Origin of the sequence: Butyrivibrio sp. MB2005 (genome assembly GCF_000424285.1) — a bacterium.
Classification (GTDB): Bacteria; Bacillota; Clostridia; order Lachnospirales; family Lachnospiraceae; genus Butyrivibrio.
In genome coordinates this window covers 84,009-101,361 of the sequence record NZ_KE384157.1, presented here as the reverse complement: position 1 = coordinate 101,361, position 17,353 = coordinate 84,009, and the positions used below count along the sequence as shown (strand labels likewise).

Below are 17,353 nucleotides of genomic sequence, written 5' to 3'. Positions count from 1 at the left end.
CAAAAGGTTTTTGATGCCGAAAGGCATATAAAACAAAGTGCTCATTTGCACTTATAAAGAAACTCTAAACGTCTAGAACAGACAAGATTCAATCGAAAAGGAGAGAGGGATAAATGAAAGGATTTAAGAAACTATTAACAGGAATTCTTGCTGCAACTCTTATTATGGGTTCCAGCATGACAGCGTTTGCAGATGAAACTCCTGCAGCAAACGGAACCATTACTATCGAAGCACAGAAAAATGCTGATGGAACTGCTAAGGATGTGGACGTATCTAAGCAGGTTTATCATGCATGGCGTGTTTTTGACTATGTACCCGTGAATAAAGAGAACATGGCAGCTGGTGGTATATACAAACTTTCAGATAAATTCAAGAATTTTTCTGATTCATCATTCACTATCGTAAATGATGTTGTTTCCGGTACAATTACAGAAGCAGATGAGAAGGGTAATCCTACACAAGCAGCTCAGGAAGCAGCTAAGAAACTTGGTGAAGCAGCGGTAGCTTATGCTAAGGCAAATAGTATTGCTCCCGATGGAAGTAATGAAAAAGCAGACGGAACACTAGATATTACAATAACAGGACTTGCTTATGGTTACTATGTTGTAGACTCATCTCTTGGTGTTGCAGTTTCAATCAACACAACACTTCCTAATGCTCAGATTTATGAGAAGAATGATATACCTTCAACTCATAAGCAGGTTAACGAAGGCTCAGCATGGGGCGATACAAGTGATGCAAATATCGGTGATACAGTTAATTACCGCAGTTATGTAACCATTCCTAAGGGCGGTGTTCATAAAGTTACTTTCACTGATGAAATGACACTATCTCTTACTCCCCCCACGGAAGACGCTATCATGGTTGATGGTGTTGCAGCTAAATCACATAAAGCAGTTGAAGACGTTGTAGTAACAAATACAGATACAGAACACAAATTTGTTATCAAGTTTAAAGATGAGGTTACTTCTGCATTAGCTGACGGAAAAACGTATGAAATCACATATTCAGCTACACTTAATAAAGATGCGGTAATCAAGGGTAGTGAGTCTTCAGGTGCGTTTAATGGTGGTAACGACAACCGTTCAAAGATTACTTATGGTAATAATGTAGATACTGATTGGGATTTCACAAGAACTTATACTTATCCTGTAAAAATCGTAAAGATCAACAACAAGAAAGATCCACTTGAAGGCGCTGAGTTTACACTTGCAAAGACATCAGCTCCGAACACACTTATTAGTTTTGTTGCAACAAATGATGGATACAGAGTAGCTACAACAGGAGACGAGAATACTACTACAACTCTTGAAGTAGGCAAGGCTGGAATCATTATTTCAGGTCTTGATCGTGACGTATACAGACTTACAGAGACAAAAGCACCTGAAGGATACAAGCTTCTTACACCTACAAGCGACACAAACATTCATTATGTTGACTTTACTGTAGATGCCAGCCCTGTATGTACAACTGATACAAAGGCTCTTCAGGCATTAGAAGTAGGTCAGGTACCTACAGTTACTTATACAAGTGAGTATCTTATCTCTAAAGAGAATACTACCGGTTCATTTGGTCTTGAGGATGGTCTTGCCATTGTAAATACAACAGGTGCTACACTTCCTTCAACAGGTGGAATCGGTACAACAATCTTCTACATCGTTGGTGGACTTCTCATCGTTGCCGGAGTTGCATTCTTTATCGTACGCAGAAAAGGCGATGCAGAATAATATTAAAAGAGTTTGAAGAAAACAAATACAAAACATAATTACTTGAATTGAATCTTGTTTCTGAGGACTATATATAGAAACAAAAATTATTCTCGGGCAGGCTCATCTGCCTGCCCGGGTATTTTGTAAAAGCGATTAAAGCATTTAGAATAAGATTTAGACTTAGTATTTTGATTTAGAAAGATATATGGACGAAACGGATGAAGAAAAAGAAGAGGTGGTTTCACAATTTAACAAACCTCATATTCCTGGCAATTTTCATTGCAGGGCTTGCTATTTTTTTCTACCCGTCAGCAAGTAATTACATTAATTCGAAGAGTCAGTCGAAAGCGATTTCGACCTATGATGAAGCCCTCGCCAATATGTCGAAGGAAGATTATGAGCGATACTGGCAGGCAGCTTATCAGTACAATGAGAACCTTTATCAGAAGGGATCAAATTTTGCCTTATCTGATGAAGAGATGAAGGAATACTATGAAGTGCTTGATCCTACAGGGACAGGCATCATGGGACATATTGAGATTGAAAACATCGGAGTGGATTTGCCTATATACCACGGTGTCGATGAGACAGTTTTACAGGTTGGTATAGGTCATCTGCCGGGAACATCGCTTCCTGTAGGTACCACGAATTCACATGCCGTTTTATCGGGACACAGAGGACTACCGTCTTCTAAGTTGTTTTCCGACCTCGATCAGATGATAGTCGGGGATACATTTTTATTACATATAATGGATCAGACATTTGCATACGAAGTTGACCAGATCAATATAGTTTTGCCGGAGGAGACCGGAGGACTTGGAATTACATCGGGAGAAGATTATGTGACGCTGGTTACCTGTACTCCGTATGGTGTTAATACACACAGACTTCTGGTTCGTGCCAGACGTGTTGATTATAACGAAGAAACAAAGCTTATCGTGCCTGCTGATGCAACAAGATATAATTATCTTGTGGTTGCGCCTTTTATAGCAGCGCCGATGATACTGATTCTGTTTATTTGGTTCATGGTAAGCACTTCCAAGCCTAGGAAGAAGCCGGCCAAGGGGAAGAAGAGTAAGGGAAGTAATTGAGGTATTAAGTATGAAAACGACAAAGAAGCTTAAGAAAATATTATGCAGCATTGCGGCTGTCAGTACCGTTGCTATGTTGCTATTGCCTACCGGGGTAAAGGCTGAAAGCGAAGTGGAGTCAGAGACTTCAACTGAGAACGCAGGTGGATATCTTGATCCCGATAAGAAGGGAACCCTAAGCGTTTATTATGAGTATGAGGGTTACGGCAAGATGGCAGGCGTTAAGGCGCATGTATTTAAGCTTGCTTCCATAGATAAGTTTGGCAGTTTTACTGTAGAAGAGCCTTTTACTACTCTTGGACTTGAAATCGAGGACATGACGTCAATTTCAACCCATGATCAGTGGGAAGTTATTACAGACAAGGTTCTTAAGTATGTTAAGGAGAACAACGTAACACCTTATGCAGAAGCTACTTCATCAGATGACGGCTTTGCTAAGGTTGGTACTGTTGATACAGGTCTTTATTATGGATACAGTGATCCTGTAGAGATAGATGGTGTCCGTTATGTATATTACGATGTTCTTGCAGCTGTTCCCGGTCCTGTTATGCTGGATGAGAAGGGAAGCAATGATTGGGACGGCACCTGGCAGAATGCTTCTTATGACGTTGTTGTAATTCCTAAGCGTGAAGCAAGTAAGCTGGAAAGTGATCCTGAGGAATTTAAGGTTTACAAGCAGTGGGTTGACGCGGGATCAGTTATGAAGAGACCTAAGTCAATCAAAGTAAAGATTTATCGTGACGGCGAGTTGTATGAGACAGTAACTCTTGATAATAGTAACAACTGGCAGTATGAATGGAAATGTGAGAAGGGTCACAAGTTCACTGTAGAAGAGGAAGTTGACGAGAAGAATTATTCAGTATCCTATTCACAGAATGAGACAAGCTTTGTAATTGTTAACACCAAAAAAGATGAAGAAGGTGGCGGTGGAGACGAGGAAGGTGAACACGTCGACGGACATAAGGATGAGATTGAGAGCGGTGGCGGCGGTAATTCCGAAAGCGGTCAGGTAGAAGGCACAAACAGGAGCGGTGAGACTCCTTCAGTTCTTGGAGCAGTAAGAGAGTTCCTTGGAGAGCTTCCTGCGGTTCTTGGTGCAAGAAGACTTCCTCAGACAGGTCAGCTTTGGTGGCCGATACCGGTACTTGCTATTCTTGGACTGATACTTGTAATCCACGGAATAAGAAGTGAGAAGAGAAGAAAAGAGAGATAAGTTATCAGGCTCTTATTTGAAGTGTATAGAATTTAACGTGTTGTGATGAGAAGAGGGGATAGAGTTTTTGGGGGACCTGTATTGAATTATTTCGGGTTGAAGTTTACCCGGGAAGGCGGTCTTAATGATTACCAGAGGTAAGGTTTCCATATTGCTTGGCATCGTATGCTTTGCGCTTGCTTTTTATATATTCGCATATAACCGGGATGAAGATGTTTCAGCCGGTGTAAGTGCAGCGACTCTTCTTGAGGGCGTTGATGCGCAGATAACGAATGTTCCCACGGAGATGCCTCCTACCGGAGAGATGAAAGCTGTGGATGTTAACGGACAGTCCTTTATCGGTATCATAACGATACCTGCAATTGATATCAGACTTCCAATCCAAAGTGAGTGGTCATCTGAGAATGCAAGGACTTCACCCTGTAGATATAAAGGGTCTGTTTATACCAATGACCTTATAGTTGCAGGCCACAATTACCAGAGACATTTTGGTAAGCTTAATCAGTTAAACAGTGGTGACACAGTCATTGTGACTGACATTGATGGCAGAGAGTATTACTACGAAGTTACCTACACTGAGACAATCGGAACCTACGAAGTAGACAAAATGGACGAAGGTGAGTGGGATTTCACACTATTTACCTGTACCATTGGCGGTGCTAGCCGTGTAACGGTTCGCTGCGAATTTGTTAAGATAGTAGAGCCCGGTTCCGGGGATTCTGTTATCGACGAGATTGAGAATGCAATCTCAGAAGATGGCAAATAAGTTTTGAGCTTTTGAAACTGTTTGTTTTATAAATATAAAAACATAAATATATAGGCGGTACATATCATTTTGAAGATATGTACCGTTTTTTTGATTAGAGCACAGGGTGAGTTTTTTACGAGCTTAGTTGAGCTTGAACATAAATGTGGTAGAATGTATTTGATTAAATGATGGCTAATCTTTATATAGAAAGGACATAAATATGGCACTTGAAAAATTAAAACCCGCAGAAGTATTTAAATGGTTTGAGGAGATATGTAATATTCCCCATGGATCATATAACGTTAAGAAAATCAGTAATTTCCTGGTTAAGTTTGCAAAGGACAGGAACCTCTATGTGCGCCAGGACAAGGAATACAATGTAGTGATCAAAAAGCCCGGCACAAAAGGCTATGAGGATCATGAGCCCGTTATCCTTCAGGGACATATGGATATGGTCGCTGTTAAGGAAAAGGGGGCGAAGATCGATATGACCAAGGATCCCCTTAAGCTTAAGACTGACGGAGAGTTTATCTGGGCTGAGGGAACAAGCCTTGGCGGTGATGATGGAATAGCTGTTGCTTACTGCCTTGCAATTCTTGATAGCAATAAGATTCCACATCCGCCCCTTGAAGTGATCATTACAACCAACGAGGAAGTTGGTATGGACGGTGCTTTTGCCCTTAATTGTGGCGATATCGAAGGCAAGAGACTTATCAATATTGATAACGAAGAAGAAGGTGCAATGATTGTCAGCTGCGCAGGCGGCGCACGTTTCCATGGATATCTTCCTCTTACAAGAGAGAACAGAAGTGGTATTAAGGTTAAAATCCATGTAAAAGGTCTTAAGGGCGGTCATTCCGGTGAGATGATAGTCAAGGGCAGAGGTAATGCCAATAACATCATGGGAAGACTTCTTCTTGAGATCACAGATACCCTTGAAATCGGACTTATAAGCTTAAATGGTGGTGTTGCAGACAATGCTATCGCAACAGACTGCGAAGCTGAGCTTTTGCTTATGGGCCTTGCATCACAGACCCATGGAAATATAGTTGGACCGGATGTTTCATTTTTCTCACTTTACGGAAAGCTTTCTCATATAGCATATAAAGTAGAAGAAGATCTGAAAAAAGAACTTGGAAGCAGAGATCCTGATCTTTCAATTGTGGTAGAGGAAGTGTTTGACAGCAGTCTTCCGCCTGAAAAGACAGATGTTGCGCACATGGCTTCAGTAAACCTTGATTCCAGCGTGGATGCATACACTGAGGTTCATGAAAAGAGAGAAGTTATCTCAGGAATCATTCCATGCACTCAGGTTATTGAACTCGCAAGATGTATTTGTGCAATGCCTTTTGGAGTTCAGGCCATGAGCGATTCTATCGATGGACTTGTTGAGACATCACTTAATCTTGGAATTCTCAAGATTGTTGCAAATAAATCAGGAGCGGTTGAAGGAAAAGATGCTGCAAGCACCGGTGCCGGCGTCGTAGATGAGGCATTCCTTCTGGATTACTCGGTCAGAAGTTCAATCGCACCTGCAAAAGAAGCGCTTCTTCGTAAAATGGAGATCATCATCGAAAGCTTTGATGGAATCCACGAGACTTCAGGAGAGTATCCGGGATGGGCTTATCGCAAGGATTCTGTTCTTCGCGACAAGATGGTGGATGTATATAAGAAGCTCTATAAAAAGGACATGAAAGTAGAAGCGATTCATGCCGGATTAGAGTGCGGATTATTCTCTGAAAAGATTGAAAATCTTGATTGTGTATCCATCGGACCGGACATGCAGGACATTCATTCTACCGGTGAAAAATTAAGTGTGGCATCCGCCGGAAGGACTTTTGAGTATCTTTGTGCTGTACTTAAGGAATTGTAAGAAAAAAATAACAAAATTTAACAAAAGTTAGACAAATAAAATTTTATGACCGCCTGTGCTGCAAAGCCAGGCGGTTTCTGTGTTTCATGGAAATTATTACTTGTCAAGTACGAATTTTGAAGAAATTTCTTCATTTTTGGTAGTGCAAAATGAAAAATTAATTCATATACTTATAAGGTAAGTTTGTCAAAAATTTTATAATTTTTTAATATTTTATGGAGGGAATATGAGGAAGAGTATTGCAAGAAAACTCGCCGGACTGCTCGCAGCTGTTGTTCTTACATCAACATTTGCGTCCGATTACAACAGTATCGGTGCCAGAGCTTCTGAAGTAACTGAGATTACTGAAGAGACTCTTGAAGCAGAAGGCACAAACGAAGAGGCTGTTGAAGAAACAGTTCCGTCTGAACTTGAGGCAGAGACACCTGCTGAAGAGGAGAAGGAAGAGGAGACAGTTGTAGAAGAGGCTGCAGAAGCAGTAGAGGAGACACCTGCTGACGAAACACCTGCAGATGAGACTCCAGCAACTGAGGAAGCTGTAGATACAGCAGATGAGGGCTCAACTGAGGAAGCTTCTGATGCTGCAGGCGAAGGCTCCACAGAAGAGACAGGTGATGCTCAGGAAGAGACACCTGCTGAGGAGACACCTGCAGATGAGACTCCTGCAGAGGAGACACCTACAGAGGAGAATCCCGATGCAGAGCTTCCCACAGAAGAGATCGCATCTAACGCAGCAGACACATCTTCTACAGAAGAGGCACCTGCTGAGGAAGTAAGAGAAAAGGAATTCAAGGCTTCAAAGGAGATAGATGGTATTCTCGTATCTCTTTATGCTGATCCTGAAGTTCTTCCTGATGATGCTGTCCTTGATATCAAGAAGGTTGAAGATTCTGTTGAGGAACAGATCAAGGATAAGATTGATGATGATATGGGTGAGGATGTAGAGGTAGCACAGACATTCTCTTATGATATCAATATCTATTCAGAGAGCTATGATGGCTATGTACAGCCTGAGGATGGTACTGTAGAAGTTAGATTCTCTAAGATTGAAGAAGCAGCAGATAAGGATGTTGATCTTGCTGTTTATCACGTAGAGGATGATCTTTCTAATGTTGAACCCATTAAAGAGATTACAGACAGTACAGCTCAGGAAATCAAAATTGATGCAGAGCACTTCTCAATTTATTCAGTTGTATTATATGGTACATGGGGAACAAGCTATAGCTTTGATATTCAAACTGTTACCAAAGAGAATGGCGAGAACAAATCTATTGGTAATGATGGCATCAGAAAAGTAAACATTGATTGGGTATTGTTTGGTGATAGTGTTTCTGCAGAAGAAGTAGCACCTAAGATCAGTGATTATGCTTTTGATTATGCTGTAGTAGAGGTTAAAGGTAAGGAGACAAAGTTTGAGTGCTTCCGCAGACCTACACTATCAAATGAGCTTATTGTAGGCGATTGGAAGATAGCTTTTTTGTATTTTAAAGATATCGCAAGTGTTGGAAAAGATACAGTTATCAGATTCTACTATAAAAAGACGAATTTTGATAAATATGAGACATATGATCACATTGATGTTGGATTCACAGGCACAAAATTTGATGAGCTTGTAGAAAAAAGTGCTTCTGTAAGTGTTAGCATTACTCCTGAAGGAAGTGAAAATACTGCAACTTATTGCATGGAACCATTAAAGGATGCGGATCATGATCTTGGAGTTCATGAGTATCGTCTCCAGCTTGGACGTTGGGGCACACCTTATAAAGTTACTACAAAAGATAAAATTGTCTTCAATGTAGTATATGGTGACAAGAGTTACACAAATGCCAAGATCGCTTCTGAGGCTCTTAACAGAGAGGCTTATGAGAGATGTTATAACTCTCATCAGTATAGACAGGGCGTATTTGGCTTTGACTATACATTCCAGTTTACAGAGGATCAGTTCGACATACCTGAGGATGAAGAGGCTGAGTATACAATAAATTGCTTCATGGGAATTGCCGGAAAATATCCTTCCACACCTGTATTAACTCTTTCCTCTGAAAATACAGACAAGGTTAAGGTACTCGGTGATAAGACTGTAAAAGAAAAGTTTGGTACAGCTATAGTAGGTAAGAAATTTGAGCCGGTTATTGAAGAGTCAATAAATGACGGCGGTGTAGAGTACGAACTTGATAAAACAGCAAGTGGAAGTAAGTTAGTACTTGATCCTGCCGATGCGGATAAGACAAAGAATGTACTTAATGTTTATTATGCAGCAAAGGATAATCTTGCAAGCGTAGCTTTTTATGTACTCCTTCCCAATAAAACAATTCCTGAAGATTCTACTGAACAGGATGTAAGGAATTACTTCCCTAGCAAGAATAGTACAGATTACACTTATGAGAAGTGGAAGGGAACAGCTGTAGATCTATATGCTCTTGATACACTTCCAAACTATGAGTCTGATATCAAGTCTAAGATTGATAAGCATCACAACTTATGGGATCGTTCCATGAGTGGTATTATCAATACACTTATCAAGTCTATTGATAGCACAACAATAAATGAGGATCTTGAGTCATATCTTAGTAATGTACGAGTTAAGAAAGATGCGTCCGGAAAGACTACAAGACCTGCAGAACTTAGCGATATAAAGTGGTACGTATATAAGAACACAGCAGGTAACACATATAATAATGATAATCCTGCTAAGGCTTATCACATTGACGGATATATCGAGAACGCACAGATATCAGTTACCTATCATGCAAACTTTGATGGCTGTACAGAAGAGCCTGTAGAAGTTACAGGTTTATGGAGTGGTAACTCATACGATGTTCAGGAATATGCTGATACATTTACTACAGCACCTGAAGGTAAGAAATTTGTAGGTTGGACAACAGCAGCAGATGGTACAGGCGATAAGTACAAGGATCCTGATGTGGATAATGATGATGCATTATTGCTTGTTCATGAAATGGATTTCTATGCACAGTGGGAAGATATCGAGTACACAACCAAGTATTTCGATGAAGCTGATGACGAAGGAAAGCATGCTCTTCTTGGAGATAATGTTTCTGCAAAGGTTCAGCAGAAATATGGCGACAAGACATACACAATCGATGATCCTGAACCTAAGAAGGATGCTGATGGAAATGTAATTAAAGAGTTCGTTGGCTGGAAAGCAGCTGATGGCAAGACTTATTCAAGAAATTGGATCAAGGATACCCCAGTAGAAGGTGACCAGGAATTCTATGCAGTATATGAGATAGTTGGTGGATACAAGAAGTACTATATCAACTACTATTATCAGAAAGCTGATGGAACATACGAGTATAGACATGAGCAGCCCGCTGATACTTCATACAATGACAAGGGTGAGTTTACATCAGATTACTTCGATTCACTTATTTGCGGTCCTGTATATGTAAGCAAGACCGGGGTTAAGGTATCGGTTAAACCTGAGCAGAGACCTCTTACAAAGACCAAGAATAATGTTGAGTATACACTTGTTGATAAGGGTGAAGCTAACTGGTGGGAAGATACAATTAAGACAACTACTACAAAGCAGGTAGTGCTTAATGTATATTACAAGAGAGCAGACTTTGATACAGAGCTTGATGTTTATGCAGATACAGATTCCGCTGTATACAATGGTATCAAGCAGAATTCTGTAACAGGTTCTTATGACATTAACAGCACTCTTGCTAAGGACTATAACATTACTGTTGAGGCTTCAGTAAATAACGAGGGTATAACAAACGTTAGACAGAATCCTGCAACAGGAGTGAAAAACAAGAAGGTAACAAAGGTTACTCTTGTAAATAAGGTTACCGGTGAGAAGTTTGTGATTGATGCCTCAACTACAGAGGACGGAAAATATATCGTAAATGATACATTTACAAAGATCAGAGTACACGATGGTGCATTCACAATTACACCTAAACCTGTAACACTTACATCTGATGACCTTAAAAGAGAGTTTAATGCTCAGCCTCTTACAAATGCTGAAAGAAAGGTTCTTACAGGAAAAGATGGTGAGCTCCTTGTAGAAGATGGCTGGGTTGGTGAAGAAGGTGCAATATATACCTTCACAGGATCTCAGACAGTTAAAGGTACAAGTGCTAACGCATTCACTTACGTTGCAAAAGAGAACACAGACTTTGAGAACTACTCAATCACAAAGACAGAGGGTACTCTTGAGATTACTCAGCGTAGTGAGAGATTTGAGATTATCATTAAGCTTACAACTGAGAATCAGGAACAAGGTGCAGATACTTACGTTTACTACAGCGGAGTTGACCAGAAGGCTAACATGAATGTTGACGTTACTGTAAACACAGACGTTATCAAGAATGCAGCTAAGAATGCAGGTCTGTTAGGAAATCTTACACAGGGTATCGGAAGTGCTGTTGACACTCTTCTTAACAGCCTGAAGATTAAAGCTTCAGCTGAGGACGATCCTACAAAGATAGCTCTTGATCCTGTTGTTAAGGAAGTTACTGACAAGATGACTATAACAGTTGACGGACTTTACCTCACAGGTGGTCATGGAACTGTAGTAGGTGATTATCCTATTCTTCTTCATACAAAGGGTCTTGCAGTTACATTGCAGATGGATGGCAAGAACTATGATGTAAGTGATGAGTTCCAGATCAAGGTTGTCAGGGAAGGCGACAAGACTGATGTTCAGCTTCCTAAGTCATTAAATGCTGATGATGAGACTAATGCTCCTGCAGAAGATGCTAATAACAATGAGACTACAGGCGAGTCCGAAACAGAGAACGCTAAGGTAGAGGAAGATCCTACAGAGGTTATCGGTTATCTCCACGTTCTTAAGAGAGAAGTTGTTCTTACATCCGGTTCTGCAAGCAAGGTTTACGATGGAACACCTCTTACAGAGAAGACAGTTACAGCTTCAGAAGTTGGTGAGAAGACCGGATTTGTACATGGCGAAGGTGCAAACTTCGATGTAACAGGTACAATCACAAATCCTGGTTCAGTAGCTAACACATTTAGTTACACCCTTTATGATGGAACAGTAGAAGGTCAGCCTAAGACAGATATCGGTAACTACGACATTACAACTGTTGAAGGTACACTTACTGTAACAGATGATACAGAAGTTCCTGATAAGGATGATAAGAAAAAGAAGACAGATGATGATCCTGACGACGATGATGATGAGAAGAAAGTTCCAAACGGCAGCGTAGAGGATGATTCTGATGATGATGATTCACCGTCTCAGCCTTCTGTACTTGGTGTTAAGAGAGAGCCTGAAACTCCTGCAGCTGAAGAAGCTCAGGTACTTGGTGCTAGACGTGGTGGCACAGAGGATAATACAAATACTGCAAGAGTGCTTGTTCTTGTCTTCGCAGCCGGCGCAGCAGTATCACTTATGGCTATAGGCAGAAGAAAAAAGGAAGAGAATGAATAATTCAATATTCCACTCATAAATTAGCAAAAGAGCGTCACTTCGGTGATGCTCTTTTTGCGTTATACAGACCATAAAAATGTGTTTTTGCACAAATTATGGTATAGTAATATGTGTAAAATTCATGTGGGCACAACGTATTTATGTGACATCTTGATATGACTGTGTTCATTATGACTTATTGAGGAGGAATGGTATGAACAGAGAAAGTGGAATATTGATGCCTGTGTTTTCACTGGCTTCTAAATTTGGAATAGGTTGCTTTTCAAGAGAGGCTTATGAATTTGTGGATTTCCTTGAAAAGGCAGCTCAGGGATATTGGCAGGTTCTGCCTTTGGGACCCACGGGATTTGGCAATTCACCTTATCAGCCATTTTCTGCTTTTGCGGGAAATTCATATTTTATATCATTAGAGACACTGATAGAAGAAGGCCTTCTTACATGGGATGATGTAAATGGTACGGACTTTGGGAATGACCAGGAAAAGGTCGATTACGGCAAGCTTTATGAGAATAGGGCAATTGTTCTAAAGAAGGCTTTTGAACGCTTTAAAGGGGCAATTCCTGATGATTTCAAGGTATTTAAGAAGAAGGAGAGCTTCTGGCTTGAGGACTATGCTTTATTTAGAGTCATAAAGAATCTTCAGGAGGGCAAATCCTGGCTTGACTGGCCGGATGACCTTAAAGCCAGAGATAAGAAAGCTCTTGATAAGGTTAAAAAGGATCAGAAGGATGAAATAGAATTTATCTTTTTCATTCAATATAAGTTCGAGGAGCAGTGGGAGAAGCTTAAGAAGTATGCCCATGCCCATAAAGTAAAGATAATTGGTGATATGCCATTTTATGTTGCGATGGACAGCGCTGACAGCTGGTCACATCCGGAAGTGTTTATGATGGATAAAGACCTTGTACCAACTGTTGTGGCAGGATGTCCTCCGGATGCTTTTTCGCCCACGGGACAGCTCTGGGGAAATCCTATATATGACTGGGCAGGTCTTAAGAAGGATGATTATTCCTGGTGGGTTAAGAGAATAGAGAGAAACAGAGAGCTTTTTGATGTAATAAGAATCGATCATTTCCATGGCTTTGCAGAGTACTACGCTGTGCCTTATGGGGATGAGACTGCAAAGAATGGTAAGCAGGAAAAGGGCCCCGGCATGGATCTGTTTAAGACCCTTAAAAAGAAATTTGGTGAACTGAATATGATCGCAGAAGATCTTGGAAATACCACAGAAGAGAATGTGAAGCTTTTAGAGGACACGGGACTTCCGGGTATGAAGGTTCTTCAGTACGGCTTTACCAGCTGGGACAGCATCTACGTAAACCACAGACATACCAAAAACAGTGTCGTATATACAGGAACCCATGACAATACGCCTACCTTTGCCTGGGTTCAGGAGATAAATGAAGGAGAACGTGACTTTACAAGGCGTTACATCAATTCCATGAATACGGATTATGGCGCTTTTGTGTGGGATATTATCAGAGAAGCATATAGATCTGTTGCGGATCTTTGTATTGTTCCTTTGCAGGATTATCTCTGTAAAGGAAAAGAAGCGAGAATAAATACGCCAGGTACCGCTGAGGGCAACTGGCAGTGGAGACTTACACCAAACTTCCTTTCCGAGGACCTCGCCAGAAGTATCAACCTTTTGGTATCAACCTATAGCAGAGTTCCTCAGGATATACAAAATGAAGAAGAGGAAGAATAACCCTGAATAATCGCAGCAATCAAATCGTATATTGCATATAATTTACGATCATCTTCTTGCTGCATTTAACCGTAAGATGAGTGCCCTCTTCGGTGTACTCAGTCTCGATCACATCTGAGCGGGTTGAGATATCGTGGAGGGCCTGACCGTCTGAATAGGGGATAAGGAATTCAGCATTTATTCGCTCACCCTCAAGTGTTTTCTCCATGAGCGTTATCAGTTCATCAAGACCTATCATGTTCTCGGCTGACATATAGATTCTGTCATTTCGCACATGAGGTATAGTCATGGCAGTATGCTCTGAATTGCCGATTACAACATCCGCCTTATTAAAAACATAAATTATCGGAATTTCGCCAGCACCTATATCTCTGAGAGTCTTCTCTGTGACCTCAATCTGATTCAGATAGTCAGGATCTGAGAAATCTATAACCTCTACCAAAAGATCCGCATATACCGCTTCTGAAAGAGTGGAGCGGAATGCTTTTACCAAAGTGGTGGGAAGCTCATCTATGAATCCAACGGTGTCAGATAAAAGAAAAGGCTTATGTCCCGGCATATCGATTCGTCTTACAGTGGTGTCGAGGGTGGCAAAAAGCATGTCCTTTTGAAGGACCATTTTGCTCTCGGCATTGTCGGCATGGCTCTTCATGAGCATGGCGTTCAGGAGAGTTGATTTACCTGCGTTTGTATAACCCACAAGAGAGATTCTTGGTATATCCCCGGACATTCTCTTGGAGCGCTGGGTATCGCGTTCTCTTTCGACTGCTTCAAGCTCTCTTCGAAGCTCCGCCATTCTTTTCTCGATGCGACGTCTGTCCAGCTCCAGCTTTTTCTCGCCGGCACCCTTGTTGGAGAGTCTGCCGCTGCCTCCACCCTGCCTGCTGAGCTCTGTACGCATGCCGGCAAGTCTCGGAAGCATGAATTGCAGCTGGGCGTACTCTACCTGCATTCTGGATTCTCTGGTTCTGGCTCTCTTTGCAAAAATCTGGAGTATAAGACCAGTGCGGTCGATTACTTCGGTATCCAAAATTTTCTCAAGATTCCTTATCTGAATGGGAGAGAGTGTATCTCCGAAAATAACAATGTCGGCATCAAGCATATTTATCAGGTTCTTAAGCTCCTCAACCTTACCGCTGCCGATAAACGTGCCATGCTCAGGATGTGGAAGTGTCTGGGTGATTGTCCCCTTGACCTCAAGATCGCAGGCACCGGTCAGAGCTTCAAGCTCGTTCATTGATCTCTCAAATTTGGAATCACTTATATTGCCATGCATAAGACCCACAAGGATAGCACCGGGAGTTTTCATGGCTTCTTCATTTACGATTATGTTCTGTATTTTCATATAACCCTTTCAATCGGTATTAGGCAAAAATGCTCAGGAAAACAACTATTTTCATACATCTTTTTTAAAGTTATCAGAAGTGCTTAGCCTTGTAAAGCACTGATGTACTGTAAACTGATGCTCTGTTAAAGGAATTGTTTTTATAAATTTTGATTAAAAAATTATTAAATCGACTGTAGCTGCCGATATAAATTTTGTAGATGTGATAAAATATTTTATAGAAAAGGATTTCGAAGGGAGGCGCCTATGAGCTACAATTTAGCTGCTTCTATGGGCAGGTTGACAGATCTGTACCTGAATCCGGAGTCTATATCCAAGAGTTCTGGCACTAACAGTGAAAATGTTTCCAAAGCGAAAGAGGAATTTGGTGATGTTTTCGCAAAGACCTATGATTCAATGCAGGCAATGCGCACCCTTAGTGATGGAATGAGGTCAAGATATGAGTTTGACCACAAAGATGATGCGAAAAATAGTCTGCAGGACCAATCATCGGCTATGACTTTTTCCAAGGGAAGCAGTAGAATCCTGGATATGCTTTCGGAGCAAATTACGGACAGTATGAACGAAAAAGTGAATATAGCTATGAATAATGCGTTGCATAATTTATAAAAGAAGGTGAGATTTTTTGGCGGTAGTCCGTGGGGATTACCGCCTTTTATATTTTTTGCTTTATAAAAAATTAATTCTTTGAAAAAGTAGTAAAAACGTTTTTTAGTATATAATAAGAATAGTATTTCAATAAGTTTATATGATATTACGTTAATACAACCGACTTAAGGGGGATAAGATGATTCGAGTTGTTAAGGATGACATAACCAAGGTTACGGAGTTTGATGCCATTGTTAATTGCGCAAATAATTCGCTTCTTGGTGGAGGTGGTATCGATGGTCTGATTCACAGAGCTGCAGGCCCGCAGCTAAGAACTGAGTGCAGAAGACTCAATGGATGTGAAACCGGTGATTCAAGGCTGACCTACGGTTATGAGCTTCCTTGCGATTATATCATTCATTCTGTTGGTCCTGTGTGGATGGGTGGTACCGCAGGCGAAAAGGAACTTCTGCGTTCCTGCTATACAAGTGCACTGGAGCTGGCAGCTGAAAACAAAATTCGAAGGCTCGCTTTCTGCTCGATTTCTACAGGGGAACTGGGCTATCCTGTGGAGCGTGCCGCCAAGGTAGCTGTTGCCACTGTCTGCGATTATGTAAAAAAGAACCCCGATGCTTTTGATGATATATGCTGGGTTGTACCCGATGATTTGTGCCTTAAGTCTTACTCTGAGGAAATCAAGGCTGCTGTTCCAAAGAAGAAGCCTGTAAAGAAGGCTAAGGCAGCTGAGGAGACTGTAGAAGAGGTTGAAGAAGTTGATGAAGTAGCTGAAAGCGAAGAGAATTCAGAGGAGCAGGCTGTAAAGGAAACTGCTGAGGAAGTTGAAGAGCAGGCTGCAGAAGAATCTGCTCCTGAGATGGAAGAGATAGAGAAAGCTGATTCTGAGGAAGTACAGAAGGCGTCAGAAACATCTTCTGAGGAAGAAGAGGCAACCGAAGGGAAAATAGAAGCTTCTGAAAATCAGGCTGAAGATGAAGCCGAAACCACTTTCAATCAGGATAACCTTAAATACTGGAACCTCTATGACATTAACTGGCTTATTTCTGAAGAAGAGCAGGGCAACTCCCACAGGTATGTGTGCTTCTGGCATGATACCAGCGGCAGTGACAACAGCATCCTGTCAAGCTGGCATGCAGGTAAGCCCATTACAATAAACGGACGCACATACGCCACGTTGGAACAGTACATAATATCCGAGCAGGCCCTCCTTTTTGGCGATTTTGACTCCTATAAGATTATCATGGAAGAGCCGGATCCTCAGAAGTGTAAGAAGGCTGGGCGTAACATTAAGAATTATGACGAGACTAAATGGAGAGCAGCTTTTAAGGAGATTATTTTCCGGGGAGCTTACATGCGGGCTCTTTGCGATGAAGAGTTTGCAGGGGCACTTCTTGCTACCGGCGATGATGTGCTCATAGAAGCAAGCCCCTTTGATGATATATACGGAGCGGGAATGAAGGAGAGTGAACTCATCACTCCCGATGGAACCCTGAAAGTTCCTCCGCAGCAGTGGCGTGCTTATAAATCAGAAAAACAAAGCGAGAATATCCTTGGTTTTGCCCTTATGGGAGTTCGTAAATATCTTAGAAAGCTACTGAAGTAGTTTTACACAGGAAGGTTTAGGCAGTTTTTCATGAAAAA

At 41.3% G+C, this 17,353-nt stretch carries 10 protein-coding genes and 1 pseudogene; 10 read left to right on the top strand and 1 reads right to left on the bottom strand.

Annotation, left to right across the window (positions count from 1 at the left end):
* Window positions 1-113: 113 nt before the first annotated feature.
* The 7 genes from G610_RS0115570 (at window position 114) to malQ (ending at window position 13,761) form a co-directional block, all read left to right on the top strand.
* Window positions 114-1,727, top strand: a complete 1,614-nt coding sequence (locus tag G610_RS0115570) for an isopeptide-forming domain-containing fimbrial protein (protein WP_026525502.1) — start codon at window positions 114-116, stop codon at window positions 1,725-1,727.
* 200 nt (window positions 1,728-1,927) lie between these two features.
* Window positions 1,928-2,800: a class C sortase gene (locus tag G610_RS0115565; protein WP_026525501.1), complete on the top strand. Its 873-nt coding sequence runs from the start codon at window positions 1,928-1,930 to the stop codon at window positions 2,798-2,800.
* Between the two features lie 10 nt (window positions 2,801-2,810).
* Window positions 2,811-4,013, top strand: coding sequence for a Cna B-type domain-containing protein (locus G610_RS0115560; protein ID WP_026525500.1), 1,203 nt, complete (start codon window positions 2,811-2,813; stop codon window positions 4,011-4,013).
* Window positions 4,014-4,137: 124 nt separating this feature from the next.
* Entirely contained in the window at window positions 4,138-4,779 is a 642-nt protein-coding gene (locus G610_RS22405) for a sortase (RefSeq protein ID WP_051198053.1), read from the top strand.
* A 202-nt stretch (window positions 4,780-4,981) separates the two neighbouring features.
* Complete coding sequence (locus G610_RS0115550) at window positions 4,982-6,634, top strand: aminoacyl-histidine dipeptidase (protein ID WP_026525499.1); 1,653 nt, start codon at window positions 4,982-4,984, stop codon at window positions 6,632-6,634.
* Between the two features lie 226 nt (window positions 6,635-6,860).
* A complete protein-coding gene (locus tag G610_RS22400; RefSeq protein WP_026525498.1) occupies window positions 6,861-12,053 on the top strand; it encodes a hypothetical protein in 5,193 nt (1,730 codons plus the stop codon).
* 193 nt (window positions 12,054-12,246) lie between these two features.
* Window positions 12,247-13,761, top strand: a complete 1,515-nt coding sequence (gene malQ, locus G610_RS0115540) for a 4-alpha-glucanotransferase (protein WP_035797764.1) — start codon at window positions 12,247-12,249, stop codon at window positions 13,759-13,761.
* Window positions 13,762-13,780: 19 nt separating this feature from the next.
* Here malQ and hflX read toward each other — a convergent pair whose 3' ends face one another.
* A complete protein-coding gene (gene hflX, locus G610_RS21275) occupies window positions 13,781-15,106 on the bottom strand; it encodes a GTPase HflX (protein ID WP_051198052.1) in 1,326 nt (441 codons plus the stop codon).
* Window positions 15,107-15,352: 246 nt separating this feature from the next.
* On the opposite strand from hflX, the gene G610_RS0115530 reads away from it, so the two are divergent.
* From G610_RS0115530 to G610_RS23970, 3 genes and pseudogenes are all read left to right on the top strand, one after another.
* The gene (locus G610_RS0115530; RefSeq protein WP_026525496.1) at window positions 15,353-15,715 is read left to right on the top strand and encodes a hypothetical protein; all 363 of its coding nucleotides are present in this window, start codon (window positions 15,353-15,355) and stop codon (window positions 15,713-15,715) included.
* Between the two features lie 178 nt (window positions 15,716-15,893).
* Window positions 15,894-16,391: pseudogene (locus G610_RS23975) on the top strand (macro domain-containing protein); the annotation flags it as partial.
* A gap of 177 nt (window positions 16,392-16,568) precedes the next feature.
* Complete coding sequence (locus tag G610_RS23970; RefSeq protein ID WP_242829672.1) at window positions 16,569-17,315, top strand: NADAR family protein; 747 nt, start codon at window positions 16,569-16,571, stop codon at window positions 17,313-17,315.
* Window positions 17,316-17,353 lie beyond the last annotated feature (38 nt).

Coding starts and splice junctions, on each gene's coding strand:
- malQ (WP_035797764.1), top strand. CDS start 12,247: ATGAACAGAGAAAGTGGAATATTGATGCCTGTGTTTTCACTGGCTTCT.
- G610_RS0115560 (WP_026525500.1), top strand. CDS start 2,811: ATGAAAACGACAAAGAAGCTTAAGAAAATATTATGCAGCATTGCGGCT.
- G610_RS0115570 (WP_026525502.1), top strand. CDS start 114: ATGAAAGGATTTAAGAAACTATTAACAGGAATTCTTGCTGCAACTCTT.
- G610_RS22405 (WP_051198053.1), top strand. CDS start 4,138: ATGATTACCAGAGGTAAGGTTTCCATATTGCTTGGCATCGTATGCTTT.
- G610_RS0115565 (WP_026525501.1), top strand. CDS start 1,928: ATGAAGAAAAAGAAGAGGTGGTTTCACAATTTAACAAACCTCATATTC.
- G610_RS22400 (WP_026525498.1), top strand. CDS start 6,861: ATGAGGAAGAGTATTGCAAGAAAACTCGCCGGACTGCTCGCAGCTGTT.
- hflX (WP_051198052.1), bottom strand. CDS start 15,106: ATGAAAATACAGAACATAATCGTAAATGAAGAAGCCATGAAAACTCCC.
- G610_RS0115530 (WP_026525496.1), top strand. CDS start 15,353: ATGAGCTACAATTTAGCTGCTTCTATGGGCAGGTTGACAGATCTGTAC.
- G610_RS23970 (WP_242829672.1), top strand. CDS start 16,569: ATGGAAGAGATAGAGAAAGCTGATTCTGAGGAAGTACAGAAGGCGTCA.
- G610_RS0115550 (WP_026525499.1), top strand. CDS start 4,982: ATGGCACTTGAAAAATTAAAACCCGCAGAAGTATTTAAATGGTTTGAG.